Consider the following 25,309-nt stretch of genomic DNA (forward strand, 5'->3'; position numbering starts at 1 on the left):
GTCAGACACATGTATGGCCGACTCCGAATGATCGCCATAGTTATCGCTCACGAAATACGCTGTTCACGGAGATGGTGAAGTGAATCTCGATGAAGTGGTCACCGAGGTGGCCGAACGTCTGTCGGCATCAGTCGTCCTGGTCGACCGGGCCTTTTCGCTGATCGCTTACAGCACCCAGTTGCCTGGCGTCGACAAAGATCGGGTGCAGTCGATCCTTACCCGCAGTTGCCCGCCGGAGGCGCGCGCGTGGTACGAAAGCTTCGGGATTGCCGATACCACGCGCCCGGTGATCACGCCGGAGAATCCGGATATCGAAGCGTCGTCGCGGATCTGTCTTCCGGCTCGCTACGCAGGCGCGGCATACGGATATCTGTTCGTCCTGGCGGATGAGAACAGCGCCGTGTCCGACGGCGATCTCACCGCCGCAATGTCCCTGGCCGGCCAGGCCGGCGCGCAACTCGCACACACCGCCCGGGGTCGTGACGATATGGCGGTCGCCGTCGCAGACCTCCTCGAAGGCGACCGAAAGGCGTTCGCCCGTGCGATTACTCGCATCGAAGACTCGGGGCTCTTCCCGGACGGCGGCGCGTTGACCGTGCTGGCCGTCGACGGTCTCCTGCCCGCCCCTGGCGCACGCGCTCTGCTGGCACCGATCGGATCGTTGACTGCGGTGATGATCCCTGCCGGCGACGGCGCCGTCGACCCCGTTCGGTCCGTTGCCGAAAGCGGTGCGGGTGCCGGAGCTCTGGTCGGGGTGGGGGGTTCGTACCAGGGGTTGCGGTCTGCCCGCCGAAGCTGGCAGCAAGCCAAACTCGGTGTCCGGGTCGCCCGGCACGACGAATCGATGGGACCGATCGCGTACTGGGAAGAACTCGGCATCTACCGGCTGTCCTCGTGCGGGCCCACCAGCGTCGTCGCCGATGCAGTCCTCACCCCGTCCGTCCGGGCCCTGCTCGACCACCGCAACGTCGACCTGCTCGTCACCGCACAGACTTACCTGGACCAGGCCGGTGACACCGGCGCAACGGCCGGTGTCCTCGGCATTCACCGTCAGACGCTGTACTACCGCCTCGCGAAGATCGAGGAAATCACCGGCCTCGATCTCTCGGTGGGTGCGCAGCGCCTCGAGTTGCATGTCGGCCTCACCCTCGGGCGCTTCATCTTCGAGCACCTCGGAACCGAAGAGGGCCGCAACGGCGAGCAGACCTGACCGCTGCGTCCGATCGGGCGATCAGATCTTCTCGGCAGCCGTCGACGCCGGGTCGACCGCGGCGCGAACGATGTCGGTGATGGCCCGCACCGTAGGCCTGGTCTCCGAGCCGGCGAGGCGTATGAGGACGATTCGCCGACCGATCTCCTGCTCGAGGTCGACGCGGATGATCGGCACCGAACTGTTGAGCCTGATCATCATGTCGGTGACCGGCGCTGCCCCCAGCCCCTTTCCGGCCAGCGCCAGAGACACCGCGGTATCGACGATTTCGTGCCGCACGATCGGCTCGAAACCCTCCTGACGGCAGGCGATGCGGACAGCGCGACCGAACTGGGTCTCCGCGGGAGGCAGAATCCAGTTCCACTCCGCGGCCTCGCGCAGATCGATGGTCCCCTCGGTGCGGATGCCGTAGGCGCCGGAGGAGACGGCGAGCCCGAATCGCTCGCTGCGCAGGGTGATCATCTCGATATCCGGTGTGCGGGGCATCGGTGAATTGGGGTAGTCCAGCCCGAATGCGACGTCGACCTGACCGCGTTGGACGGCGGTGGCGGCGTCGTCGACGTCGAGTTCGCGGCTGCTCAGGGCGAGATGCGGGTACTTGCGCTGCGCTGCGGCCACCACCGGTGGCAACAACGCTGCAGCGGTACTACCGAAGGTGCCGAGAAGAAGAGGCGCAGCGACGTCGTCGTGCACCGCGCGCAGCGCGTCGAGGGCCCTCTGTTCCGCGCTCAAGATTTTCACCGCATGCTCGGCCAGAACGGTGCCGGAATCGGTGAGCACGACATTGCGACCCACCTTGGTGACGAGCCGGGAGCCGACGGCTTTCTCCAAGGCTGCGATCTGCTGCGATACTGCGCCCGCGGTGTACCCGAGTTCCTCGGCGACCGCGACCATCGTTCCACGCCGGGCCAGCTCTCGGAGTGCGACGAGGTGCGCCAAGCTCATATTCATATAGAGATTCTAAACGGTAGTGGCTAACTTTCTTCGCTGGTGCTATTCATTTCCGCGGACCACGATGAACGTGCGGAACGAGACGTCGGACACGTCGGAGCTCTTCTGAGCCGGCCGGCGACCACGATCTCGATCTCACCCGATCCTCATCGACCCTGGAGTTGCACGCCATGCCGATCACCCAGCAGTGGGAACTGCGCGCCGAGTTCGCTCGCCGTCTCTCGCACATGTACGGGAAGGAAGTTCCCGCATACACCACGTTGCTCGAGGTATCGCAGGCCGTCAACGACACCGTGCTGTCGAATCTCGGTGCGAGCGCAGAACGTCTGGGCTCCATTGCCCGGGTCACCGCCGAACGTCACGGAGCCATCCGGGTGGGCACCCCGCAGGAGATGGCCCAGGTCGCCCGCGTGTTCGCGGCCATGGGCATGTACCCGGTCGGGTTCTACGACCTGCGCGAGGCCGCTGCCAGTTCCGTCCCGGTCGTCTCGACGGCTTTCCGTCCGACGGACCCGGACGAACTGGCGCGCAACCCCTTCCGGGTGTTCACCTCCATGCTGGTGCCCTCGGATCGCCGCTTCTTCAGCGCCGATCTGCAGCAACGCCTGGAAAGTTTCCTCGCCAAGCGCAAGCTGTTCACCACCGAACTGCTGGTCCTCGCCGACCGGGCGACCGAGTACCGGGGGCTGAATTCCGGTGACGCGGAGATGTTCCTGACGTTGGCCACAGCGGCATTCAAGCTGTCCACCGAGGCCGTCGACCGCGCCTGGTACCGCGAACTCGAGGAGGTCTCCTCGGTGGCCGCCGATATCGGTGGCGTCACCAGCACACACATCAACCACCTGACCCCTCGCGTGCTCGACATCGACGATCTCTACGCCCGCATGGAGCGTCGCCGGATCGACATGATCGACACGATCCAGGGTCCGCCGCGGTGGGCCGGTCCGGATCTGCTGCTGCGGCAGACCTCGTTCCGGGCTCTCGCCGAACCGCGGGTGTTCCGAGAGGCCGACGGCGCCGTCGAGAAGGGTTCACTGCGAGTGCGTTTCGGTGAGGTCGAGGCCCGCGGTATCGCAGCCACGGTCCGCGGCCGCGAGGTCTACGATCGGTTGACCGTCGAGATCGAGCAGGCGGTCAGGGAGGCGGCCGCGACCGCGCCGGTGTCGGCCGAGGTACGCAACGAGATCGCTGCGGAGCTGTGGAACCAGCAGGTGCCCGCCACCGAACAGGGGCTCGCGCTCCACGATCTGGCGTACTTCACCTACCGGGTCGACAACGACAAGCAACGCAACGGCACGATGCCCGGACGATCGCTACAGGATCTGATCGATCAGGGCTGGGTCCGCCCGGAGCCGATCGTCTACGAGGACTTCCTGCCGAAATCCGCGGCCGGGATCTTCCAGTCCAATCTGACCTCGGACGGACACAAGGACACCACACAGTCGACGACCGATATCGACGCCGCCTGGATGGAAGGAGTTCTGGGCCGCACACTGCACAACCCGTACACGCTCTACGACGGGATCCGCCGCGCTTCCCTCGATCACGTTGCCACCCAATTGGGAATCCGCGGACCCATCGAAGAACCGGCACCCATCGCTACCCAAGGAGTCAAGTAAATGAGCACCGCTGTCGCCGAGACCATCGCCCTTCCCACCACCGACGAACTGCGCACGCTCGCACGCACCAGCCTGCAGCGGTGTGGGGTCGACCCGGCCGTACTCGATACCGCAGGGGTCGAGAACACCATCACCACCCGCTCCCCCGTCACGGGGGAGAGCCTCTTCGACTATCCCGCCGCCGACGCCACCGACGTCGAGGCCGCGATCGATGCCGCCCACGAGGCCTTCCTGCAGTGGCGCACCGTTCCCGGCCCGGTCCGCGGATTCCTGATCAAACGCCTCGGCGAACTGCTCACCGAGCACAAGGAAGACGTCGCCAACCTGATCAGCATCGAGGTCGGCAAGATCCGCTCGGAGGCCCTCGGCGAGGTCCAGGAAATGATCGACATCTGCGACTTCGCGGTCGGTCTGTCCCGGCAGCTCGACGGCCGCACCATGCCCTCGGAGCGTCCCGGACACCGACTGATGGAGACCTGGCACCCGCTCGGTGTCGTCGGTGTCGTCTCGGCGTTCAACTTCCCGGCCGCGGTGTGGTCCTGGAACCTGGCTCTTGCCATCGTCTGCGGTGACTCGGTGATCTGGAAGCCCGCGCAGCTGACCACCCTCACCGCCGCCGCCTGCTCGGCGCTGTTCGACCGTGCCGCAAAAGAATCCGGCGCCCCGGCCAACCTGAATGTCCTCGTCTCGGCGAGTGCCGCCGACACCCAGGCCCTGATCGACAGCCCGAAGGTGCCGTTGATCAGCGCGACCGGTTCCGAGCGGATGGGCGAGCAGATCGCTCCCCGCGTCGCCGCCCGGTTCGGCCGCGCCATCCTCGAGCTCGGCGGAAACAATGCTGCAATCGTCACCCCGTCGGCGGACCTCGACATCGCCACCCGCGGAATCGTCTTCGCCGCCGCCGGCACCGCCGGCCAGCGCTGCACCTCGATGCGCCGCATCATCGTCCACCAGGACATCGCCGACGAGCTGATCGACCGGATCTCCCAGGTCTACGGCCGCCTCCCGATCGGCGACCCGTTCGCCGACGGCACCCTCGTGGGCCCGCTGATCGACGGCAAGTCCCACGCCAACATGACCGCAGCCCTCGACAAGGCCGTCGCGCAGGGCGGCGAGATCCTCGTCGGCGGCAAGCGCCGCCCGAGCAGCGAAAGCTCGTACTACGTCGAGCCGGCGATCGTGCGGATGCCAGCCCAGAGCGAGATCGTCAAGGACGAAACCTTCGCCCCGATCCTCTACGTGCTGACCTACGACACGTTCGAGGAAGCGATCGCCCTGCACAACGACGTCCCGCAGGGTCTGTCGTCGTCGATCTTCACCACCGACCAGCGTGAGGCGGAGCGGTTCATCGCCGCCGACGGTTCGGACTGCGGCATCGTCAACGTCAACATCGGCACGTCCGGCGCCGAGATCGGCGGCGCGTTCGGCGGCGAGAAGACCACCGGCGGCGGCCGCGAATCCGGCTCGGACGCCTGGCGCGCCTACATGCGCCGCGCGACCAACACCATCAACTACTCCCGCGAGCTGCCCCTGGCTCAGGGCGTCAACTTCGGCTGACATCCCCCTATCGAATCGCACGAGGAGCAACGACGATGTTCGAATTGATCGACGAATGGGGTCCGGAGAAGGTCGTGTGTGTCTCCGATGCACGCACCGGCATGCGCGGCGTTCTCGTCATCGACAACACCGCCCGCGGAATGGGCAAGGGCGGCACCCGCATGTCCACCACGGTCAGTGTCGGCGAGGTCGCCAGGCTGGCCCGCAACATGACCTGGAAGTGGGCGGGGGTCGACCTGTTCTACGGCGGGGCCAAGGCCGGCATCTGGGCCGACCCGACTGCCTCCTCCAAGGAGGCGGTCCTGCGTGCCTTCGTCCGGGCACTCCGCAACGAGGTCCCCGAGGAGTACGTCTTCGGGCTCGACGTGGGATTGACCGAGAAGGACGCCGCGATCATGCTCGACGAGGTCGGCGGACGCGGCGGCGCGGTGGGCACCCCCCACGCGCTCGGCGGGCTCCCGTACGACCAGCTCGGGGTCACCGGCCACGGTGTCGCGGAGTCGGCCGACGCCGCCGCGCAGGCCCTCGGCCTGTCCACCGGTTCGCTGAGCGTGTCCATCCAGGGCTTCGGAGCGGTCGGAGCTGCGAGCGCGAAGCGCCTCGCGGAACTCGGGGCCACCATCGTCGCTGTGTCCACCTCGCAGGGCGGCATCCACAACCCGGACGGGCTCGACGTCGCCACCTTGCTCGATCTGCGCGATCAGTACGGTGACGGACTCGTCGACCAGTACTCCGACGCCAAGCCTCTCGCTGCCGGGGAAGAACTCTCGGTGACCGCGGACATCCTGATCCCGGCGGCGTTGCAGGACGTCATCGACGCCGATCTCGCCCGCACGTTGCCGGCCAAGATCGTCGTCGAAGGCGCAAACCTGCCGAGCAGCCCCGAAGCACAGTCGGTGCTGTTCGACCGCGGCGTGACCGTGGTTCCGGATTTCATCGCCAACGCCGGCGGTGTGGTCGCCGCAGCCGTGGCGATGGATGCCCGCTACTCCGGAATCCGCCCCGAACCGGCAGCCGTGTTCGACAACATCTCGAACAAGCTGCGCGCCAGCACCATCGATACCCTCGATGCGTCGAAGGCTCAGGGTCGAACCACCCACGAGGTGGCCCGCACCACCGCCCAGGAGCGCGTGCGCGAAGCCATGGTGCTCCGCGGGCGTTCCCCGCAGAACGCCGCGTTCTAAAAGGTTCGGAACCCCCCCACGCGCAACTGTGTGACCCCACTCCGGTCAGTGGGCGCGCGCCATTCTTCCAGGCAAAGTCATCGACCCGGTCGTTCGTCAGGTGTCCCGGAAACCGGTCGGGCATCACATCACTACTCTCGAAGGAAAGAAGAGGACGACATGAGCAAGGAACTTCCCGAACAGGCATCCGTCGTCGTGATCGGCGGCGGCGTCATCGGCGCCAGCATTGCGTTCCACCTCGCCGAATCCGGGGTCTCCGATGTCGTCCTCCTGGAAAAGGACGAGTTGGCCTGCGGCTCGACCTGCAAGGCCGCCGGCGGTGTTCGCGCCTCCTTCAGCAACGAGGCCAACATCGCGATCGGTTTGCGCGGACTCGACGTGTATTCGCGGTTCGCGCAGGAGTACCACCAGGAGATCGACTTCAGCCGCGACGGCTACCTCTACCTCCTCTCGGACCAGACGAACGTCGACATCTTCACCGAGAGCGTCGCGCTGCAGAACCGCCACGGCGTTCCGAGCCGCATGGTCACCCCCGAAGAAGCACAGAAGATTTCGCCGCTCATCAGCACAGACGGACTCCTCGCCGCCTCCTGGTCGCCCCAGGACGGCAAGGCCACGCCCGAATCGGTCGTGATGGGATACGCCGCCGCTGCCCGTCGACACGGCGCCCGCGTCGTCCGCCACTGCGCGGTCACCGACATCGAGAGCACCGGCGGCACCATTACCGCAGTCGTGACCGAACACGGACGCATCAAGACCGACACCGTGGTCTGCGCCGCCGGAGCCTGGTCGGCCGGCATCGGCAACATGCTCGGGGTGAACATCCCCGTCGTTCCCGTCCGCCGACAGATCGCCTTCACCGAGCCGCTGTCCGAGTTGCCCGAATCCTCGCCGTCGCTGACCATCGACTTCCCGTCGAACTTCTACTTCCACCCGGAAGGCAAAGGCCTGCTTCTGGGCTGGTCCGACCCGAACGAGCGCGAGGGATTCAACCTCAAGTTCGAACTCGAGGACTGGCTGATGGGACTGGGCGCCATCGCCGAGACCCGGGTGCCGGCCGTACTGGACTACGGCATCAGCACCGGTTGGGCCGGCCTCTACGAGGTCACCCCCGACCGCAACCAGATCATCGACCGCTCCACCGAGGTCGAAGGCCTGCTCATCGCCACCGGATACTCCGGCCACGGCTTCCTGATGGGCCCGGCGACCGGCGAGATCGTGCGCGACCTCTACCACGGCAAAGAGCCCGGATACGACATCAGCTCGTTCGCCCTGGACCGTTTCGCGCAGGCCGGTATCGGCGCAGGCGAAACAAACATCGTCTGACCCACCCGTTGCACCGCCCAGCAGAAGACGATCACCTGCCCCTCAGGAGCCGGATTCATGGCCGAACAGATCGATGATCACTTCACCACCACCGTCGCCGCGATGGCCGATACGACACGTCCGGGAGCGAGCGATCACGACCGGCCCGTCGAGACAGCGTCGAGCCTGTCCGTGCAGCAAACCCTGGACCTGTTCGATTCTCAATTAGGCAGTCGGCACCTGGATCTGGTTGCCCGACGGCTTCGCGCGAAGGGCAAGGGCTTCTACACGATCGGATCGTCCGGGCACGAAGGGAACGCCGTCGTCGCGGGAGCCCTCCGGCCGACCGATCGGGCGCTGCTGCACTACCGTTCCGGAGCCTTCTTCCTCGAACGTGCCCGGCAGGTCCGGGGCAGCAACCCGCTGCGCGATGTTCTTCTCGGCGTCGTCGCAGCCACCGAGGAACCGATGTCCGGCGGCCGGCACAAGGTGTTCGGCCGCCACGACCTCAATATCATTCCCCAGACCTCGACGATCGCCTCTCACCTGCCCCGGGCGGTCGGCGTCGCCTTCTCCATCGCCCGCGCCACCAAACTGAACGTGCTCTCCGCGTGGCCCGAGGACGCGGTCGCGGTCTGCAGTTTCGGCGACGCCTCGGCGAATCACTCGACCGCGGTCGGCGCGATCAACACCGCCATCCACTCGGCCTTCCAGGGCCTTCCGCTTCCGCTGTTGGTCGTCTGCGAAGACAACGGCATCGGCATCAGCACCAAGACGCCGAAGGGGTGGATCGCCGCGAACTTCGGCAACCGTGAAGGTCTCGAGTACTTCACGGTCGACGGATCCGACCTCCCGATGGCCTACGCCACCGCGAAGCATGCCGCCGACTGGGTTCGCAGGCACCGCAAGCCGGCGTTCCTGCACCTGCGCACCGTCCGGTTGATGGGTCACGCCGGCTCCGACTTCGAAGCCGCCTATCGCACCACCAGCGAGATCACCGCCGACTTCGACCGGGATCCGGTGCTGTGCACGGCGAAACTCCTCATCGAGCGCGGACACCTGAGCCCCACCGACATCCTCGACCTCTACGAGAACAAGCGCGCCGAAGTCGACGCGCTCGCACAGGAAGTCGGCGAGCTGCCGCAACTCGACAGTCCCGCCGCAGTGATGCGGCCACTGACCGAGGGCCTCGACGAGGCGATCGACGCCGAACCGCGACGGACCTACCCGGCCCGCCGAGCCCAGATCGTCGGATCCCCGCTTCCCGAGGAGGAAGGTCCGCTCACCGTCGCTCTCGCGATCAACCGTGCCCTGCTCGATGTGCTCATCGAGTATCCCGAGGCGCTGGTGTTCGGTGAGGACGTCGCCCGCAAGGGCGGGGTGTACGGGGTGACCCGGGGTCTGATGAAGAAGGCGGGGTCGGCGCGGGTGTTCGACACGCTCCTCGACGAGCAGGCGATCCTGGGACTCGCGCTGGGCGCGGGGGTGTCCGGACTGCTGCCGTTCCCGGAGATCCAGTACCTGGCGTATCTGCACAATGCGGCCGATCAGATCCGGGGGGAGGGTGCGACGTTGCAGTTCTTCTCCGACCGTCAGTACCGCAATCCGATGGTGGTGCGGGTCGCGGGCTACGGGTATCAGAAGGGGTTCGGTGGGCATTTCCACAACGACAACGCCGTCGCCGCACTGCGTGACATCCCCGGAATCGTGGTGGCGTCGCCGGCGCGCCCCGACGACGCCGCGGCCATGATGCACACGTGCGCGGCGGCCGCGCGGACCGCGGGGGCGCTGTGTGTGTATCTGGAACCCATTGCGCTGTATCACACCCGGGATCTGTACGAGGACGGTGACGAGCGGTGGCTGGCCGCGTATCCGGATCCGGCAAAGCGGACCGAGAACCATGTGCCGATCGGCTCCGCCCGCACGTACGGTGACGGCACCGACCTGACAATCATCACGTTCGGCAACGGTGTGTACATGAGTCTGCGGGTCGCGCGCCGTCTCGAACGGGCGAACATCGCCGCGCGTGTGGTGGACATGCGGTGGCTCGCACCGCTGCCTGTCTCGGACATTCTCCGGGAGGCGAACGCCACCGGACGGGTGCTCGTCGTCGACGAAACCCGATCCTCCGGGGGCGTCGCGGAGGGCGTCGTCACCGCCCTGATCGACGAAAGTTTCACCGGCCGTCTCGCGCGGGTAGCCAGTGAGGACAGTTTCATCCCGCTCGGCGATGCCGCCCTCGAGGTCCTGCTCTCCGAAGACACCATCGAGGCCGCGGCGATCAAGTTGGTACAGGTGAGCTGATGGCATTGGTCGGGCCGGAATACTGGGGCGGACTCTCCCCGAAAGAGCGTCGCCAGTACACATGGTTCCACCCCTCGAGTAAGACTGGGACGTAACCTGTCCGAGCACGAACCGACACCTGGAGCAGTTGTGCCCACCTTCGATCCCGGACCGCACGCTGAACCGTTACGTGCCCAGGAATTCAACGGAATCGCAGTGTTCGACGCCAGCGAACACAACCTCGCCCACGTCGATGTGTTCATTCCCCGGGACTGCATCGTCGCGTTCACCGGGGTCTCGGGATCGGGGAAGTCGTCGTTGGCCTTCGGCACCGTTTACGCTGAAGCACAACGGCGGTTCCTCGAGTCCGTCACCCCGTACGCACGCCGGCTGATGGATCAGATCGGAGCGCCCAGGGTTGGGGACATCACCGGGCTTCCACCGGCGGTCGCCTTGCAGCAGGCCCGCGGTCACACCTCCGCCCGATCGTCGGTCGGCACCCTCACCCACATCTCGAACGTGCTGCGGATGCTGTTCTCCCGAGTCGGCACCTACCCGCCGGACGCCCCCGTTCTCGACTCGAACGCGTTCTCGCCCAACACACCCGAAGGCGGATGCCCAGCCTGCCACGGCCTCGGCCGTACCCACGACGTCGATATCGATGCCCTGGTGCCGGACCCGAGCCGAAGTATCCGCGGCGGTGCCGTCGCCGCCTGGCCCGGCGCCTGGCTGGGCAAGAACTACCGCGACATCCTCGACACACTCGGTATCGACGTGGACCGCCCCTGGTCCGAGCTTCCGGAAGACGAGCGCGAGTGGATCCTCACCACCGAGGAACAACCCACGGTCACGGTGTCACCCGTGCGCGACCCGGGCAAGATGGTGCGCGACTACCAGGGGACGTTCTCGAGCGCCCGCACCTACGTTCTTCACACCTTCGCGACGACGAAGAGCGCAACCCAGCGGGCGAAGGTCGCCCGATATCTGGTGTCCCGGCCCTGCAGTGCGTGTAACGGCAAACGGCTGCGCCCCGAGGCGCTGGCCGTACGGTTTGCCGGCCTCGACATCGCCGACGCCACGGAACTGTCACTGGCCGATCTGGCCTCGGTCCTCGACGCCGTCGTCGCATCCCGCGGTTCCGACGCAAGCGACGCAACCGAACGCGCGTCCGCGGCGCTGGTAGACAACCTTCGCGGACGCCTCGCGGGTCTGATCGAACTCGGGCTGGGCTACCTGAGCCTTGCCCGTTCGACCACCACGCTCTCGCCGGGAGAACTTCAGCGCCTGCGGCTGGCCACCCAGCTGCAATCGGGCCTGTTCGGAGTGCTGTACGTCCTCGACGAACCGTCCGCAGGCCTGCATCCCGCCGACACCGAGGCGCTGGTCACCGCCGTGCGCCGGCTACGAGCGGCAGGTAACTCCGTCTTCGTCATCGAACACAACCTCGACGTCGTCCGCGCGGCGGATTGGATCGTCGACGTCGGTCCCGGAGCCGGGGAGCACGGCGGGCGGGTGCTGTACAGCGGTAAGGTGGACGGTCTCGCTCACGTTCCCGAATCCATAACTCGCCGATACCTTTTCGGAACACCTGAGAGTTACCCCGAGCCCGGTCCGCCGAGCAGGTGGATCGAACTCGCCGGCATCACGATGCACAACCTGCGGGATCTGACGGTGCGAATCCCGCTCGGGGTGCTCACCGCGGTCACAGGCGTGTCCGGATCGGGCAAATCCACACTCGTGAGCCGGGTTCTCACCGACGTCGTCGCCCAACACCTCGGCGTCGACAGCGAACCCGTCACCGACACCGGGGGAGACGACGCCGACGACTCCACAGTCGTACTGGCCGAAGAGCGTGAGAACGACACCGAGCCGACGATCGTGGCCGCCCACGGGCTGGGACACATCAACCGGCTGGTGCGCGTGGACCAGACCCCCATCGGGCGGACTCCACGCTCAAATCTTGCCACCTACACCGGACTCTTCGATGTGATCCGGAAACTCTTCGCCGCACACCCCGTTGCCCGTGAACGCGGATACAGCCCGGGCCGATTCTCATTCAATGTCAGTGGCGGCCGTTGCGAGGAATGCGAGGGCGCCGGTTCGATCACCATCGGCATGCTGTTTCTACCCGAGGCCTCCGCGCCGTGCCCGGCGTGCGCGGGCGCACGGTACAACGCGGAGACCCTCGAGGTCCTCGTCGACGGCCGGACGATCGCCGACGTTCTCGCGATGACGGTCGACGACGCGCGCGCGTTCCTGAGTCACGTTCCGGCAGCAGCGAAAAGCCTTGACATGCTGGTCGAAGTCGGTCTCGGATACCTGCGACTCGGCCAATCGGCCACCACCCTGTCCGGTGGGGAGGCGCAACGGGTCAAGCTCGCCAGCGAACTGCAACGCATCCGATCCGGGCACACGCTCTACGTACTCGACGAACCGACCACCGGATTGCACCCCGCCGACGTCGACCGCCTCATGACGGTGTTGCGACGTCTCGTCGCGGCGGGAAACACCGTCGTACTCGTCGAACACGACATGCCGGTCATTGCCTCGGCGGACTGGATGATCGACCTCGGGCCCGGCGGCGGAGACAACGGCGGCCGGATCATCGCCTCGGGGCCACCGACGGTCGTTGCCGAGACGGCCGACTCCGCCACCGCCGCCTACCTCTCCCGGCACCTCGCCGTGTGACGTTGCGTGTGCGGTACCGGTTCAGTGCGCGTGAATTCCGTAGACGGTGACGACGAAGCTGTGGCCCTTGGCGGTGCAGGTGACGTCGCCCATGAACCCTGCGAGACAGGTGGTTCCCCCGTGGGTGATCGTCTTCTGATACATGCTCTGGCTGGTGGCGACCTCGGAGATGTCGGGGTTGCCGCCGGGCAGGGTGAACGGGGTGCCGGGAGGGTAAGTGGGGTGCGCCGGAAGCCAGGGAAGGTCGATGACGACGTGCTGGACGGGTCCCAGCCACGGCAGTCCGAACTCGCCGAGGATCGGGAAGTCCATCGGCAATGGTTGCGGCAGATCGCATCCCACCGAGTCGTCGGGTGCGATCGAGCAGTTGAAGTTCCCCACCCGGAAGTAGACGGGGGTGGGGGAGTCCGCCTCCGCGGGTGTGGCGAACGCGAGGAACGCGGCTGCTGTGGCCGTGAACAGGCCGATGGCTCGCGTCACTGAAGGTTTCATACGAGGTATATAGGCTGGGAGCGGCGGGCGTTAGCTGGATGTGGCATCGGCGGGCGAAGAGCTGACCGTGAGCACTGCCGTGCGAGTTGCCCTGTGGCGGGCGATGCACGTACAGGTCGACGCTGCACCGCACGTTCTCGTCGACGAGAACGGCCAACCGGCCGCGAAGCCTGGAAGCGGAACCGGCTGATCGAGCTGGGCTTCGGCGTTCCCGACTGGCTGCGGCTGGTGCCAGTGGACTTCGAGGCGAGCGAGTCCTGGTCGGAGCAGCTGGTTGCGGCGGGCTTCGATTCTCGCCTGCCTGCGGTCGTCGTCTCCACCGGCGTGACGATGTACCTCACGAAAGACGCCACCACGGCCACCCTGCGCCAGCTCGCCGGTCTCGCTGCGGGCTCGACGCTGGCGATGGACGTTCCTTCTGTCGACCGAACTTCTCGACGACGCCGATCGCTCCGGGCGTCCGAGAGCGGTGCACGAGCGGCCGGAACACCGTTCATCAGTTTCTACACCCCGCCGGAAATGCTGACCCTGGCCCGCCAGGCAGACTTCGGTGGCCACTACCTGAGCGCTGTGTCATGTGACGGCACAGCTGGACATTTGTCTAGATGACAGGCGCGGCGCCGTCGGCTAGAACTGGTGAGGCATCGACAGTGACGTGACTCACATTTTGCGTCCGGACGGGATCGTCGGCACAACGGCGGGTCGGCAGCCGATGCACGAGAGCGAAGGAGCATCGCGGAATGATCGAGGACAGCACCGAACTACTGACTCCGACTCCCGGCCCGACACGCCTGATCCCTCGTAGGCGTCCGGACGGACGTGAACTGCTCGGCACGGCGAAGGGAATCCTGATCGCCGGTCGCGGCTGCAGTGACGCCCAGGCGTTCGACGAACTCCTCGACGTTGCCCGGCGTCATCATCTGACCGTCCTCGGCGCTGCCCGGAGCCTGGTCGACCTCGCTGCCGGCCCCTCGCCCCGACGGCGCTCGCCCGAAGCCGCCCGATTCGAAGAGTGGGAGCAGCTGGTCAATCAGCTTCCGCCCCGCCGACACGCACAGGCGAGCTGATGCGACAGGAGTCGGGCCACCCGCGTGAAAGTACAGGGCCGCTCCCGGCCGACGCGATCGTGTGGCCGGAACCGAGCCCGCTCGATTCGTGGTGGAAGCACGTGGTCAACGACCACGCGGCCGCAGTTCCCGAGCGCGAGCCCGTCACCGACGCCGGCAAGTAGCAGACCGCGACAGGCGGGTTCTCCAGGAAGTCTCGCTTCAGCCTCGACTGCGCGGTGCCCGGCAGTGCGAGCCGATCATGCGAGATCGGCTTCGGTGGCGCGTTGGACCCAGGTCGCGAACTTCTCGGAGCCTTCGCGTCCGGCCACGTACCGGCGGACGATCCGCTCGACGTAGTCGGGCACCTCGGTGGCGGGGAGCTTGTGGCCGCGCAATTTGCGCCCGAAGCTCGTGTCCAGCCCGAGGCCGCCGCCGAGATGGACCTGGAAGCCCTCGACCTGGTTGGAATCGGCATCGGTCACGATCATGCCCTTGAGGCCGATGTCGGCGACCTGAATGCGGGCGCACGAGTTGGGGCACCCATTGAGGTGAACTGTGATCGGGTGCTCGAGCTGATCCTGGACGTCGGCAAGTCGCTTCTCGACGTCTGTGATGAGTGCGGCGGCTCGCGCCTTGGTCTCGACGATCCCGAACTTGCAGAATTCGATGCCGGTGCAGGCCATGGTGCTCCGTCGCCAGGGCGACGGACGAGCGGGGAAACCCAGTTTTTCGAGATCGGCTTGGAGGGAGTCGATACTGTCGTCCTCGACGTCGAGGATCACCAGTTTCTGCATCGGGGTGATGCGTACTCGTCGGGATCCGGATGCTTCCGCTGCTCGTGCCAAGTCGGTCAGCACGGTGCCGCCGACCCTGCCGACGACGGGTGCGATCCCGAGGGCGTTGAGCCCGTTCTTCTGGCGCTGGATGCCGACGTGATCGCGTGGTTCGTCGAGCGGTTCGGGTGCTGGTCCATCGAGCATCGCGCGTCCGAGGTATTCCGTTTCGAGCACGTCGCGGAACTTTTCGACACCCCAGTCCGAGACGAGGAACTTCAGGCGTGCCTTCGCCCGCAGTCGCCGATACCCGTAGTCGCGGAAGAGGGAGACGATTCCGATCCACACGTCGGGCACGTCTTCCAGTGGTACCCACGCTCCGAGGCGCTCGCCGATCCGCGGATTCGTCGACAGGCCGCCGCCGACCCAGACATCGAGTCCCGGGCCATGGTCCGGGTGGTCGACACCGATGAACGCCACATCGTTGATCTCGTGGACCACGTCTTGGAGACCGGAGATGGCGGTTTTGAATTTGCGCGGCAGGTTGGAGTAGTCGGGGTTTGCGATCAATCGGCGGGTGATCTCGTGCAGAGCGGGTGTGGCGTCGAGAACCTCGTCGACGGCGATGCCGGCCATCGGCGAGCCGAGGACCACGCGCGGGGTGTCGCCTGCGGATTCGGCGGTCGTGAGGCCTACCCCCTCGAGCCTCCGCCAGATTTCGGGTAGGTCCTCGACCCTGATCCAGTGCAGCTGAATGTTCTGGCGGTCGGTGAGATCCGCGGTGTCGCGGGCGAACAGTTGGGAGACTTCACCGACGACGCGCAGCTGTTCGGTGGTCAGTGCCCCTCCGTCGATGCGGATGCGCAGCATGAAGTGCTCGTCCTCGAGCTCTTCCGGCGGCAACGTGGCGGTTCGGCCGCCCTCGATGCCGGGTGCGCGCTGGGTGTAGAGCCCCCACCAGCGGAAGCGGCTTCGCCGATCGGTCGGGTCGATGCCGGCGACACCGGTACGGCAGTACACCTCCTCGATTCTCTTGCGCACGTTGAGGCCGTCGTCATCCTGTTTGACCTGCTCGTTCACGTTAAGCGGCTCACGGTCTCCCTGAGCCCATTGCCCCTCCGTGCGCGGGGCCTTTGCCTGCGCAGGGCGGGTCTTCGGTGTTGTCATCGGTGCTCCTGTCGAAACTGCGTGCGCAAAACTGTAGCGTAGACGAATAAATCGTGCACTAATTATATGTGCACACCCCGGTTGCCGACGAAGTGAAGGATGAACCATGAGTAGAAGCAATTTTCTGGTCGACGCCGAATGGGTCGCCGAACACGGACGCGACCCCGACGTCGTCCTCGTCGAGGTGGACGAGGACACCACGCAGTACGAGACGAATCACATCGACGGTGCCGTCCGCATCGACTGGAAGCGCGATCTTCAAGATCCGGTGCGCCGCGACGTCATCGACCGGCGATCGTTCGAGAAACTCCTGTCCGAGCGAGGAATCGCCAACGGCGACACGGTGATCCTGTACGGCGGGAACAACAACTGGTTCGCCGCCTACGCGTACTGGTACTTCAAGCTCTACGGCCATCGCGACGTCCGGCTGCTCGACGGCGGACGCAAGAAGTGGGAGCTCGACGGCCGGCCCTTGTCGAGCGAGGCGGTCACCCGGCCGGCCACCGACTACGTGGCGTCCGAGCCCGTGTCGGGAATCCGCGCGCACCGCGACGAGGTGATCGAGCAGATCGGGAGAAAGAACATTGTCGACGTCCGGTCTCCCGACGAATTCTCCGGGAGGATCCTCGCCCCGGCGCACGTCCCGCAGGAACAACCCCAGGTTCCGGGGCACGTCCCGACTGCTGTCAACGTGCCGTGGTCCAAGGCTGCCGCTGACGACGGCACCTTCCTCGGTGAGGACGCGCTCCGCGCCCTGTACGGCGACGCCGGCCTCGACGAGACGAAGGACATCATCGTCTATTGCCGGATCGGCGAAAGATCGGCGCACAGTTGGTTCGTTCTCCACGAATTGCTCGGCTACCCCGACGTCCGGAACTACGACGGCTCCTGGGTGGAGTACGGCTCGTTGGTCGGCGTCCCGGTCGAGAGGTAGCCCGCGCCTTGACCAGGTCTCGCTTCACCGAACTCAATCAGCGCGTGCGGTTCATGATGTTCACCGTGTTCCAGGTGGTCCCCGGCGCGCTGCCGGATGTCCGCGACGAGGTCGTGGACGATGCGCGCACCTACCTCGAGCGAGTCGCCGAGTCCGGTGTCGCGATCCGCGGAATGTACGACGTCGCAGGACTACGTGGAGACGCCGACTTCATGATGTGGACGCATGCCGACACCGTCGAGGAATTGCAGGCCGCCTACTCCGGTTTCCGGCGCTGCAGACTCGGTCGAGCGTGCACGACGGTGTGGAGTGCGGTCGCGCTCCACCGGCCGGCCGAATTCAACCGCAGCCACATCGCGGCATATGTGGCCGACGAGAAGCCGGGACAGTTCGTGTGCGTGTACCCGTTCAACCGATCGCTCGAGTGGTATCTGCTGCCGGACGCCGAACGGCGACGGCAGCTCGCCGAACACGGCCGAGCGGCTCGCGCCTACCCGGACGTGCGGGCCAACACCGTGAGTTCCTTCGGGTTGAGCGACTACGAGTGGATCCTCGCCTTCGAGGCTCCGGACCCGAGCCGGATAGTTGACATGATGCGAGACCTTCGCGCTACTGACGCGCGCAGGCACGTTCGGCTGGAGACGCCGTTCTTCTCCGGCCCGCGAACCGGCCTCGATGCCCTCGTTGCGCGATTCCCGTGACGATCGCCGGCAACCTCCAGAATGATTCGTGCAATATTAGTTATTGCACGAATCATTCTGGTAGCCTAGTGGCATGACCGCAGACATCCAGCAGGGGAAGGCCGGCGACGATTTACTCGCTCTCGACCGGCAGGTGTGTTTCGCGCTCGCGATCGCGAACCGGGCGGTACTCGCCGTCTACCGCCCCTTGCTCGAACCGATGGGGCTGACGCATCCGCAGTACCTGGTCATGCTCGCCCTCTGGGGAAAGGCCCCGATGGCGGTCAAGGAGATCGGGACCGCACTGCAACTCGATTCACCCACCCTCTCGCCGCTCCTCAAGCGTCTCGAAGCGTCCGGACTGATCACGCGCACCCGCAGCCGGGCCGACGAGAGGCAACTGGATGTCGAACTGACCGAAGCCGGTGCTGCGCTACGTGCGGAGGCCGAGAAAATTCCGCCCGCCGTTATCGAAAAGCTCGGTGTCAGCCTGGCCGAACTCGAAGAACTTCACGACGTTCTCACCCGCGTCAATCAGGCTGCGCTCAGAGCGGGCGCGCTCGATCACTGAGGACAATCATGTCGAATTCGACTTCAGCACAACATGAACAGGTAATTGTCATGTCCCGAAACACGCAACGAACCCGGCCCGGCCCCCTACAGTGGCTGGGCTACGCGGTAGGCCGTAAACTACCCGACTCCATGCAGGACTGGGTCCGCAACGACCTGGTCGGTGACTGGGCGGTTCCCCGGCACCTCGTTCGCAGCATGGTCCCGTTCGTTCCGGTCTTCGCCGCGTTCTTCCTGTTCCCGGGGCCGCTCGGACTGCGAGCCTCCATGGTCTTGCTCGGAGTGCTGCTCGCCGTGTTCTATGCGGTGTCGTACATGGCACAGAACCGATCTCGACGCCTGGAGAGGCACGGACTGCCGCCCGACCTGGAGAACCCGAGGAAGGCGTCCCGTCACGACGCCGAAAAGGCCGCGTACGAGAAGCTCCACGGACCTCCCGGCACCTGGGGCATCGAACGGCGCAGCGGCAACGAACTCCGCTGAAGACAGTCGATCAACCGTTGCCGAGAACGGTCACATCGTGAGGACCATCCGATAGCGTGCGCGTCCTTCCTCCATCGCGGCGTAGGCCTCCGCCGCTTGGGCCAGGGGCCGTTCCTCGATTCGGGCGCGCACGCCTGACAGGACCGCGAAGTGCATCGTCTCTTCGACGTCGCGGGCGGTGCCGGACGGGTGGCCGGTGACATCGACGCCGGGAGTGATCAGCTGTAGGGGGCTGATCGGCAGTGGGTCGGGCGTGACACCGACGACCGTGAGTTCACCGAACGGAAGCAGCCCACCGACCACATCACCCATCGCTTTCGAATTCGCCGCGGTCCCCAGAACCACGGATACGCCACCGAGAGCCTGCAACGCTTCGCTGACGTCACCGGCGGTGGAATCGATATAGTGGTGGGCGCCGAGCTGGCGGGCGTCGTCGCCTTTGTCTGCGCCGCGGGCGATGGCGACCGTCTCGAAACCCATCGCCCGGGCGAACTGCACACCGAGGTGGCCGAGTCCGCCGATGCCGAGGATGGCGACGCGGTCGCCCGGGACGGCCCTGGTTTTGCGCAGCGCGTCGTACGTGGTGACTCCGGCGCAACTCATGGGTGCTGCTTCGGCGAAGGACAATTCGTTCGGAATCCGGGCCAGTGCGTTTGCTGGAACGGTCACCGACTCGGCGTATCCGCCAGGGTACTGCCAGCTCGGCACCTGCAACTTCTCGCAATGAATGAAGGAGCCCTGACGACAGGGGATGCACCGGTTGCAGTGCCCACCGAACCAACCCACAGCGACGCGGTCGCCGACGGTGTAGTGGTCGACGCCGTCGCCGAGTTCGGCGATGGTTCCGGCAATCTCGTGTCCAGGTGTCAGGGGCCAAGACATGTCCGGGAACGCGCCGTTGACGAAGGCGTGGTCGGTGCCGCACACTCCGCACGCCGACACCGCGATGCGTACGTGGTCGCGCGGGGGCGACCCTGTTTCGACGTCGACGAGTGTCAGCGGTTCGCCGGGGGCCTGGACGTGAACTGCCTGATGGGTGGGCATCTGTATTCTCCCTGTCTGTCGTCCTGGGCGATCGAGAACCAAGTTTCAGTGAAGCCCCTCGGCGGAGCTCCTGACAAGGGTTGACGGGGTCCAACCCATCGACGTGGAGACAAATGGTGCCCGGCGACACGACCCTCCGTGTGTCATGGCCGCGCCGCTTCCAGCAGTGCTTCCTCGGCGGTGGCATCCGTCTCCCCGCGGATCACGTGCTCGTCCGGGGCGCCGGGGCTCAGGTGTTCGGCTGTGCTGATTCGCACGGTGATCAGGGCTGCGAGGGAGAATGCCATGACGGCTGCCGCGAACGTGATGATGGCTGCGCTGAAGGGGAGGAATTGGATCAGGTAGCCCGTTCCCACGGGTAGTAGAGCCGCAGGAATGTAGCCGGCAATGTTCAAGGTCGCGTTTGCTTCGGCGCGATGGTTCGAGGCGATGCGGGTGCCGATCAGCGTCAATGCCGCAAGCTGGCCGAGGCCCTGTGCGGCGCCGGCAAGAAGTGCCGCGATGACGAACAACGCCGGTGTAGGGGAGATGGTGACGCTCGCTGTCAGCGTCGCCATCGAGACGAACGCGGCAGCGGAACTCAGGGCGAGATGGGTTCTGGTACGGAGATGTGTCAGGGCGAACTGAATTCCGGTTGCTACCAGAAACATGCCGCATGCCGCCGCGCCCGCGAGTAGCGGGCTGGGGGCGTCGATGCCGGTGACAAGGACTGTCGGCCCGAGGGAGAGGAAGAACGAGGTCGAGGTGATGCCCGGAGCGAATGCTGCTGCTCCCCAAGCGAGTTCACGGCGATTTGGGCGAGGAACGGAAGGCCATGACCAGAGAGGTCCGACAGGACCGTCCTCTGCGAATTCGCGGTGGAGTGGCAACCGTATCGCGACGACCAGCGTCAGCGTCGTTATCGCGAGCACGATTCCGAATATCCAGGACTGTGGTGTGTCGATGAGCTGGGAGAGCGCCCCGGACAGGAGGGGGCCGAGTCCGGCACCGAATACCATTGCAGCGGAGGCGATCATAGATCCGGTCCGGCGCCGGTGATCGGGGGCGAGATCGATCGTCGCCGACATGCCCGCGGTGACGGCCGCGCCGACCGCGGCGCCGGCCAGCACCCTGGCCGCCAGCAACCACAGTACGTCCGTGGCCGACAGGAAGAGCCCCGCCGCGGTGACCGCGGCGATCAGGCCTGGGACGAGCACGATCTTCCGCCCGTATCGATCGGCGAGTTTCCCGGCGACGAGCAGGGTCCCGATCAGCCCGACCATGTACGCCCCGAACACGATCGTCAAGGTTCCGGAACTGAATCCCCAGTCCGCTTGCCAGCGCGTGTACAGCGGTGTGGGTGCGTTGGACAGCACGAATACGGCTGTCACCGTGCTTGCGGCGGCCAGGGACCACCTCAGTTCCTTCGGGCCGGCCGAACTCTTTGCCATCGCTGTCTCCTCTTCCGCACCCGGTTCGATACCGGTCGTACTAGTACGAGAAATGTCGTACAGAGATAGTACGACAAAATTCGTACTAGCGCTATGCTGGATCTATGACCGACCTTGCGCAGACCTATCGCACGAGCGACAGCGAAGAGCCTTCTCTGCCGACGCCGCTACCCGAACCGGCGGCATCGGAGATCCGTCTGGAGCGGGTCATGGGCGTCCTCGCCGACCCGCTGAGACTCACGATCGTCAATCGGCTGTTGACCAGCTCCGAGGAATACGACCACACGTGCGGATGGTTCGGATTCGACCGGCCGAAGTCGAGCCTCACCCACCACTTCAAAGCGCTCAGGGAGGCAGGTGTCATCCGACAGCGGCAGCACGGGCTCGAGCGACGAAGCCGAGTCCGCATCGAAGACCTCGATGAGCGTTTTCCCGGCCTCGTGGAACTCATTGCGGACTGGCAGCCGGCCGATGGCGAAGCAGTGTGAGTCATTCGGAGCGCACTCGGCTCCTGATCTGCTCACCGATTTCCTCGGTGGAGCAGGATTCCTGTCCGCGGGATGCGACGTGGTCCTGAACTGCCTGGTCGATGGCGTTCGCTTCACGTGACAGCCCGAGGTGATGCAACATCAACGCGACCGAGAGGATCGCGGCTGTGGGATCGGCGACTCCTCGACCTGCGATATCCGGGGCGCTCCCGTGTACCGGTTCGAACATGCCGGGGTTCCTCCGTGAGCCGTCGATGTTTGCGCTTGCCGCCAGCCCGACACCCCCGCCCAGGGCGGACGTGAGATCGGTGATGAGGTCGCCGAAGAGGTTGTCGGTGGCGATGACGTCGAATCGGGCAGGGTTAGTGACGAGATGCAGCATGGCCGCATCGACGAGCATGTGATCGACCTCGACGTCCGGATACAGCGCTGCCAGGTCGTCGGCAGCGCGGGTCCACAAGGAGCCTGCGAAGGCGAGAACGTTCGGTTTGTGCACGATCGTCAACCTCTGCCGCCTGACCGTGGCGCGCTCGAACGCCTCCCGGAGAAGTCGATCGACGCCGAAGCGTGTGTTGACACTGACTTCCGTAGCGACTTCATGGGGCGTTCCGACGCGGAGTGCGCCCCCGTTGCCGGTGTACGGGCCTTCGGTTCCCTCCCGGACTACCAACAGGTCGACATTCACATCTCCGGCAAGCACTCGAGGCGCGCCGGGCATCGTCTTCGTCGGGCGTAGGTTGATGTGATGATCTAGCGCGAAGCGCATTTCGAGAAGGATGCCACGTTCCAGTGTGCCGGCGGCGACGGTGGGGTCGCCGATCGCACCGAGCAGGATCGCATCGTGATGCCGGATCTCGTCGAGTGTTTCCGGGGCGAGCAGGCGACCTGTTGCCCGGTAGTTTCGGGCGCCCAGGTCGAAGTAGCTGGTGTCGATGGTGGGGGCAACCTCGTGCAAGGTCCTGACCGCCTGGGCGATGACTTCGGGCCCGATTCCGTCCCCGGGAATGACTGCAATTTTCATCAGATCTCCGAACTGTGAACGTGCGACTGGGTCCGCGCGTGACGAGTCGCCCAGCCCGAGTGCAGGGGTGCATCGGGCGGAAGGGGCGTCGGTCCACAGAAGCTATCGCGCTCAGCCAAATGCTGGAATAGCGGTGCCACATAGTGAGATTCACGTCAACCGACGAAGCCTGTGGAGCATGCGCGTCTCCGAGCGATGCAGTTCGGCGCTGGGCGGGGTGTGTCGGGCTCGGACATCGGAGGTCCACGTCAGCGTATTGACAAATTGTGAGCCAGTACACATACTCGAAAGTGACACGGCGTACCGCTGAACGGCACAGTCCTGCTAGGGGGCGGCCCGCGGTTGTCATGTCTCGCGAACCCCACGCCGCCCGCGTGTGATCGCAGGTCGAATAGCGACTTACTGGAAAGGGAAAGGCCATGCCATTTGTGGACACGGAGAGGTTCACAGAGGCGCTCAACTTGGATCCCGAATTCAAGATTGCGGCGCGCTTCTGGAACGCCATCGTCCGGTTGGAGATCGGCGATGAAACCTACGTGCTGGTGATTCGTGACGGTCGACTCGACTCCATGGCACCGCCCGAGGGCAACAACCTCATGACGGTTGCGCGGAACTACGACATCGAGATCTCGGCGTCGATCGAGGAATGGAGCAAGTTCTTCCAGCGGGTTCCTCGCCCGTTCTATCAGGACCTCTTCTCGGCGGTCACCCGGCACAACTTCCGCTATGGGGGAGACATGAAGATGTTCTTCGCCTACTACGCCGCGCTCCGGCGACTGTTCGATTTCATGCGTTCGTACACCAACGTTGCCGAGGAGGCGAAATGACCACGACGAAGTTCGACAAGGCGGTCGGGCGGTACGTCCATCTCACGATCGACGACGTCGAGTACCGGGTCTACTACGAGGAGAGCGGGTCCGGGATCCCGCTGCTTCTCCAGCACACCGCCGGCTGTGACGGCCGCCAGTATCGTCATCTACTCGAGGACGGGGAGATCACCTCGCACTTCCGTGTGATCACGTGGGATCTGCCGTATCACGGGCGGTCGCTTCCACCGCTCTCGGTGCGATGGTGGGAGCAGGAGTACAACCTGACCCAGGACTTCTTCATGAAGTTCGTCGTTGCCCTGGCCGAGGCCCTCGGCTGCGAGGACGCGGTGTACATGGGTAGTTCGATGGGCGGCAACCTCGCCCCCGATCTGGCCCTGCACTACCCCGGCGTGTTCCGTGCCGTGATCGCGCTCGAGGCGGCGCTGCATTCGCCCGGCTTCTACCTCGACTACTGGTTCCACCCCGAGATCAGCAACGACTCCAAGCCGGCGGCGATGTACGCGCTCACCTCGCCGACGGCGCCCGAGGTCGGCCGCAGGGAAACGACCTGGGTCTACAGCCAGGGGTCCCCGCCGGTCTTCAAGGGTGATCTCCACTACTACAGCGTCGAGCACGATCTTCGGGAAACGGCACAGAACATCGATACGTCGAAGACCGCCGTGTACATCCTCAACGGCGAATACGACTTCGCGACGGGACCGGAGGAGGCCGAGGAACTCGGCGCGCGGATCGAGGGTGCGAAGGTCGTTCCGATGGCGGGACTCGGACACTTCCCGATGAGCGAGGACGCAGCCCAGTTCTTCCGGTGCATCAAGCCGGTGCTGTGGGAAATCCGTGACTCGGCCGTGCCGTCGAAGGTGCTTTCGGCTACCCAGTGACCCACTGACCGGTTGCGCGGCCGGCAGTGCTCGTGGTGGTCACGAGGCACGGGGCCGGCGCAACCTCGCGGGCCGCCGACGAGCGAGTTCCTCCAACCTCGCTGTCGGCGGCTCCGCGCCACCCATCAGGTCGCGACCCGACTCCATGGGTATGAAAGATCGAATCCAGGATGGAAGTAGAAGTTGAGGTGGGCGTGAGCGAAGTCGAATGGGACGAGGTGCGCGACGGTGGGTTCATCGGGTTGATCGGTCCACTGCTGCTGCGTCGCGGAGAAGGCGGTGCACGGGAATACGGACTGCGGTGTGAACCCAAACATCGAAACCTTCGAGGAGTCGTGCAAGGGGGCCTGATCATGGCCTTCGCCGACCGAGCTCTCGGTTCGACCGCCCTGGCGGAAACCGGCACGCAGAACATGGCGACCGTGCAGCTGAATGTCAGTTTCCTCGGTATCGTCCGGGTCGGTGACCTCTTGACGAGCTCACCCCGTATCGTGCGGCGCACGGCATCGATCGTCTTCGCGGACTCCGACCTGCGGGTGAACGACTCGGTGGTGGCAACGGCGACGGGCGTCTTCAAGATCCTCGCGGACAGTTCGACGCCTGTCGGCGTCGGCGCGGCCGCCGAGGGTCGCCTTTCGGTGAGTCCGTAGCGGACATCCAGACTGGACATTTC

25 protein-coding genes are annotated in these 25,309 nt (G+C 65.6%); 19 read left to right on the plus strand and 6 right to left on the minus strand.

The genetic code is table 11. The annotated features are described in order from the left end of the window. The first annotated feature begins 79 nt into the window (after positions 1-79). Complete coding sequence (locus QM841_RS24360; protein ID WP_280784303.1) at positions 80-1,210, plus strand: PucR family transcriptional regulator; 1,131 nt, start codon at positions 80-82, stop codon at positions 1,208-1,210. A gap of 21 nt (positions 1,211-1,231) precedes the next feature. Here the strand turns inward: QM841_RS24360 and QM841_RS24365 are convergent, their stop codons facing one another. Further along, on the minus strand, positions 1,232-2,161 hold the full coding sequence (locus tag QM841_RS24365) for a LysR family transcriptional regulator (protein WP_280784302.1): 930 nt from the start codon (positions 2,159-2,161) through the stop codon (positions 1,232-1,234). A gap of 170 nt (positions 2,162-2,331) precedes the next feature. Here QM841_RS24365 and hglS point away from each other — a divergent pair, with 170 nt between their 5' ends. The 6 genes from hglS to uvrA all read left to right on the plus strand — a co-directional run bounded on the left by hglS (position 2,332) and on the right by uvrA (position 12,797). After that, positions 2,332-3,780, plus strand: coding sequence for a 2-oxoadipate dioxygenase/decarboxylase (gene hglS, locus QM841_RS24370; RefSeq protein WP_283333982.1), 1,449 nt, complete (start codon positions 2,332-2,334; stop codon positions 3,778-3,780). Then, positions 3,781-5,337, plus strand: coding sequence for an L-piperidine-6-carboxylate dehydrogenase (amaB, locus tag QM841_RS24375; protein ID WP_011593615.1), 1,557 nt, complete (start codon positions 3,781-3,783; stop codon positions 5,335-5,337). Positions 5,338-5,372: 35 nt separating this feature from the next. Then, on the plus strand, positions 5,373-6,521 hold the full coding sequence (locus QM841_RS24380; protein WP_016881098.1) for a Glu/Leu/Phe/Val family dehydrogenase: 1,149 nt from the start codon (positions 5,373-5,375) through the stop codon (positions 6,519-6,521). A 159-nt stretch (positions 6,522-6,680) separates the two neighbouring features. Then, entirely contained in the window at positions 6,681-7,847 is a 1,167-nt protein-coding gene (locus QM841_RS24385) for an NAD(P)/FAD-dependent oxidoreductase (protein WP_280784298.1), read from the plus strand. Positions 7,848-7,949: 102 nt separating this feature from the next. Then, positions 7,950-10,130, plus strand: coding sequence for a thiamine pyrophosphate-dependent enzyme (locus tag QM841_RS24390; RefSeq protein ID WP_502943285.1), 2,181 nt, complete (start codon positions 7,950-7,952; stop codon positions 10,128-10,130). A gap of 129 nt (positions 10,131-10,259) precedes the next feature. Beyond that, positions 10,260-12,797, plus strand: a complete 2,538-nt coding sequence (gene uvrA, locus QM841_RS24395) for an excinuclease ABC subunit UvrA (protein ID WP_283333989.1) — start codon at positions 10,260-10,262, stop codon at positions 12,795-12,797. A gap of 21 nt (positions 12,798-12,818) precedes the next feature. On the opposite strand, the gene QM841_RS24400 is transcribed toward uvrA, so the two are convergent. Continuing rightward, positions 12,819-13,277, minus strand: a complete 459-nt coding sequence (locus QM841_RS24400) for a hypothetical protein (RefSeq protein ID WP_283333991.1) — start codon at positions 13,275-13,277, stop codon at positions 12,819-12,821. A 79-nt stretch (positions 13,278-13,356) separates the two neighbouring features. Here QM841_RS24400 and QM841_RS24405 point away from each other — a divergent pair, with 79 nt between their 5' ends. The 4 genes from QM841_RS24405 (at position 13,357) to QM841_RS24420 (ending at position 14,520) form a co-directional block, all read left to right on the plus strand. Beyond that, entirely contained in the window at positions 13,357-13,479 is a 123-nt protein-coding gene (locus QM841_RS24405; protein ID WP_280784295.1) for a hypothetical protein, read from the plus strand. Between the two features lie 38 nt (positions 13,480-13,517). Continuing rightward, entirely contained in the window at positions 13,518-13,898 is a 381-nt protein-coding gene (locus QM841_RS24410) for a class I SAM-dependent methyltransferase (RefSeq protein ID WP_283333993.1), read from the plus strand. 131 nt (positions 13,899-14,029) lie between these two features. Continuing rightward, positions 14,030-14,356 (plus strand): ANTAR domain-containing protein, encoded by a 327-nt coding sequence (locus tag QM841_RS24415; RefSeq protein ID WP_005253133.1) that lies wholly within the window; start codon positions 14,030-14,032, stop codon positions 14,354-14,356. Further along, positions 14,356-14,520, plus strand: a complete 165-nt coding sequence (locus QM841_RS24420) for a hypothetical protein (RefSeq protein WP_283333995.1) — start codon at positions 14,356-14,358, stop codon at positions 14,518-14,520. The genes QM841_RS24415 and QM841_RS24420 overlap by 1 nt, the downstream gene beginning before the upstream one ends. A 75-nt stretch (positions 14,521-14,595) precedes the next feature. On the opposite strand, the gene QM841_RS24425 is transcribed toward QM841_RS24420, so the two are convergent. Next, the gene (locus tag QM841_RS24425; RefSeq protein WP_283333997.1) at positions 14,596-16,278 is read right to left on the minus strand and encodes a nitrite/sulfite reductase; all 1,683 of its coding nucleotides are present in this window, start codon (positions 16,276-16,278) and stop codon (positions 14,596-14,598) included. Between the two features lie 106 nt (positions 16,279-16,384). Here QM841_RS24425 and QM841_RS24430 point away from each other — a divergent pair, with 106 nt between their 5' ends. The 4 genes from QM841_RS24430 (at position 16,385) to QM841_RS24445 (ending at position 18,945) form a co-directional block, all read left to right on the plus strand. Continuing rightward, positions 16,385-17,212 carry a sulfurtransferase gene (locus QM841_RS24430; RefSeq protein WP_283333999.1) on the plus strand — a complete coding sequence of 276 codons (828 nt, stop codon included), beginning with the start codon at positions 16,385-16,387 and terminating at the stop codon, positions 17,210-17,212. An 8-nt stretch (positions 17,213-17,220) separates the two neighbouring features. Then, on the plus strand, positions 17,221-17,913 hold the full coding sequence (gene hemQ / locus QM841_RS24435) for a hydrogen peroxide-dependent heme synthase (protein WP_411194609.1): 693 nt from the start codon (positions 17,221-17,223) through the stop codon (positions 17,911-17,913). 73 nt (positions 17,914-17,986) lie between these two features. After that, on the plus strand, positions 17,987-18,463 hold the full coding sequence (locus tag QM841_RS24440) for a MarR family winged helix-turn-helix transcriptional regulator (RefSeq protein WP_009472891.1): 477 nt from the start codon (positions 17,987-17,989) through the stop codon (positions 18,461-18,463). Between the two features lie 50 nt (positions 18,464-18,513). Then, positions 18,514-18,945, plus strand: a complete 432-nt coding sequence (locus QM841_RS24445) for a DUF5313 family protein (protein WP_280784292.1) — start codon at positions 18,514-18,516, stop codon at positions 18,943-18,945. 30 nt (positions 18,946-18,975) lie between these two features. Here the strand turns inward: QM841_RS24445 and QM841_RS24450 are convergent, their stop codons facing one another. Beyond that, entirely contained in the window at positions 18,976-19,989 is a 1,014-nt protein-coding gene (locus QM841_RS24450; protein ID WP_283334001.1) for an alcohol dehydrogenase catalytic domain-containing protein, read from the minus strand. Between the two features lie 143 nt (positions 19,990-20,132). Next, the gene (locus QM841_RS24455) at positions 20,133-21,419 is read right to left on the minus strand and encodes an MFS transporter (protein WP_283334003.1); all 1,287 of its coding nucleotides are present in this window, start codon (positions 21,417-21,419) and stop codon (positions 20,133-20,135) included. A 104-nt stretch (positions 21,420-21,523) separates the two neighbouring features. Here QM841_RS24455 and QM841_RS24460 point away from each other — a divergent pair, with 104 nt between their 5' ends. After that, a complete protein-coding gene (locus QM841_RS24460) occupies positions 21,524-21,907 on the plus strand; it encodes an ArsR/SmtB family transcription factor (protein WP_283334005.1) in 384 nt (127 codons plus the stop codon). Position 21,908: 1 nt separating this feature from the next. Here QM841_RS24460 and QM841_RS24465 read toward each other — a convergent pair whose 3' ends face one another. After that, positions 21,909-22,931, minus strand: coding sequence for a 3-isopropylmalate dehydrogenase (locus QM841_RS24465; protein WP_283334221.1), 1,023 nt, complete (start codon positions 22,929-22,931; stop codon positions 21,909-21,911). A 416-nt stretch (positions 22,932-23,347) separates the two neighbouring features. Between QM841_RS24465 and QM841_RS24470 the strand changes: the two genes are divergently transcribed. From QM841_RS24470 to QM841_RS24480, 3 genes are all read left to right on the plus strand, one after another. Then, positions 23,348-23,755, plus strand: coding sequence for a hypothetical protein (locus QM841_RS24470; protein ID WP_280784288.1), 408 nt, complete (start codon positions 23,348-23,350; stop codon positions 23,753-23,755). Beyond that, entirely contained in the window at positions 23,752-24,636 is an 885-nt protein-coding gene (locus QM841_RS24475; protein WP_283334007.1) for an alpha/beta fold hydrolase, read from the plus strand. Before QM841_RS24470 ends, QM841_RS24475 begins: the two co-directional genes overlap by 4 nt. Before the next feature lie 194 nt (positions 24,637-24,830). Beyond that, entirely contained in the window at positions 24,831-25,286 is a 456-nt protein-coding gene (locus QM841_RS24480) for a PaaI family thioesterase (protein ID WP_280784286.1), read from the plus strand. Positions 25,287-25,309 lie beyond the last annotated feature (23 nt).

The organism is Rhodococcus sp. IEGM 1307, from assembly GCF_030056915.1.
In the GTDB taxonomy this organism is placed as follows: domain Bacteria; phylum Actinomycetota; class Actinomycetes; order Mycobacteriales; family Mycobacteriaceae; genus Rhodococcus_F; species Rhodococcus_F opacus_D.

What these genes read in the sequence shown, in the direction of transcription:
- QM841_RS24365 (WP_280784302.1), bottom strand. Translation starts at nt 2,161, where the DNA reads ATGAATATGAGCTTGGCGCACCTCGTCGCACTCCGAGAGCTGGCCCGG.
- hglS (WP_283333982.1), top strand. Translation starts at nt 2,332, where the DNA reads ATGCCGATCACCCAGCAGTGGGAACTGCGCGCCGAGTTCGCTCGCCGT.
- amaB (WP_011593615.1), top strand. Translation starts at nt 3,781, where the DNA reads ATGAGCACCGCTGTCGCCGAGACCATCGCCCTTCCCACCACCGACGAA.
- QM841_RS24380 (WP_016881098.1), top strand. Translation starts at nt 5,373, where the DNA reads ATGTTCGAATTGATCGACGAATGGGGTCCGGAGAAGGTCGTGTGTGTC.
- QM841_RS24385 (WP_280784298.1), top strand. Translation starts at nt 6,681, where the DNA reads ATGAGCAAGGAACTTCCCGAACAGGCATCCGTCGTCGTGATCGGCGGC.
- QM841_RS24390 (WP_502943285.1), top strand. Translation starts at nt 7,950, where the DNA reads ATGGCCGATACGACACGTCCGGGAGCGAGCGATCACGACCGGCCCGTC.
- QM841_RS24415 (WP_005253133.1), top strand. Translation starts at nt 14,030, where the DNA reads ATGATCGAGGACAGCACCGAACTACTGACTCCGACTCCCGGCCCGACA.
- QM841_RS24420 (WP_283333995.1), top strand. Translation starts at nt 14,356, where the DNA reads ATGCGACAGGAGTCGGGCCACCCGCGTGAAAGTACAGGGCCGCTCCCG.
- QM841_RS24425 (WP_283333997.1), bottom strand. Translation starts at nt 16,278, where the DNA reads ATGACAACACCGAAGACCCGCCCTGCGCAGGCAAAGGCCCCGCGCACG.
- QM841_RS24430 (WP_283333999.1), top strand. Translation starts at nt 16,385, where the DNA reads ATGAGTAGAAGCAATTTTCTGGTCGACGCCGAATGGGTCGCCGAACAC.
- QM841_RS24440 (WP_009472891.1), top strand. Translation starts at nt 17,987, where the DNA reads ATGACCGCAGACATCCAGCAGGGGAAGGCCGGCGACGATTTACTCGCT.
- QM841_RS24445 (WP_280784292.1), top strand. Translation starts at nt 18,514, where the DNA reads ATGTCCCGAAACACGCAACGAACCCGGCCCGGCCCCCTACAGTGGCTG.
- QM841_RS24450 (WP_283334001.1), bottom strand. Translation starts at nt 19,989, where the DNA reads ATGCCCACCCATCAGGCAGTTCACGTCCAGGCCCCCGGCGAACCGCTG.
- QM841_RS24455 (WP_283334003.1), bottom strand. Translation starts at nt 21,419, where the DNA reads ATGGCAAAGAGTTCGGCCGGCCCGAAGGAACTGAGGTGGTCCCTGGCC.
- QM841_RS24460 (WP_283334005.1), top strand. Translation starts at nt 21,524, where the DNA reads ATGACCGACCTTGCGCAGACCTATCGCACGAGCGACAGCGAAGAGCCT.
- QM841_RS24470 (WP_280784288.1), top strand. Translation starts at nt 23,348, where the DNA reads ATGCCATTTGTGGACACGGAGAGGTTCACAGAGGCGCTCAACTTGGAT.
- QM841_RS24475 (WP_283334007.1), top strand. Translation starts at nt 23,752, where the DNA reads ATGACCACGACGAAGTTCGACAAGGCGGTCGGGCGGTACGTCCATCTC.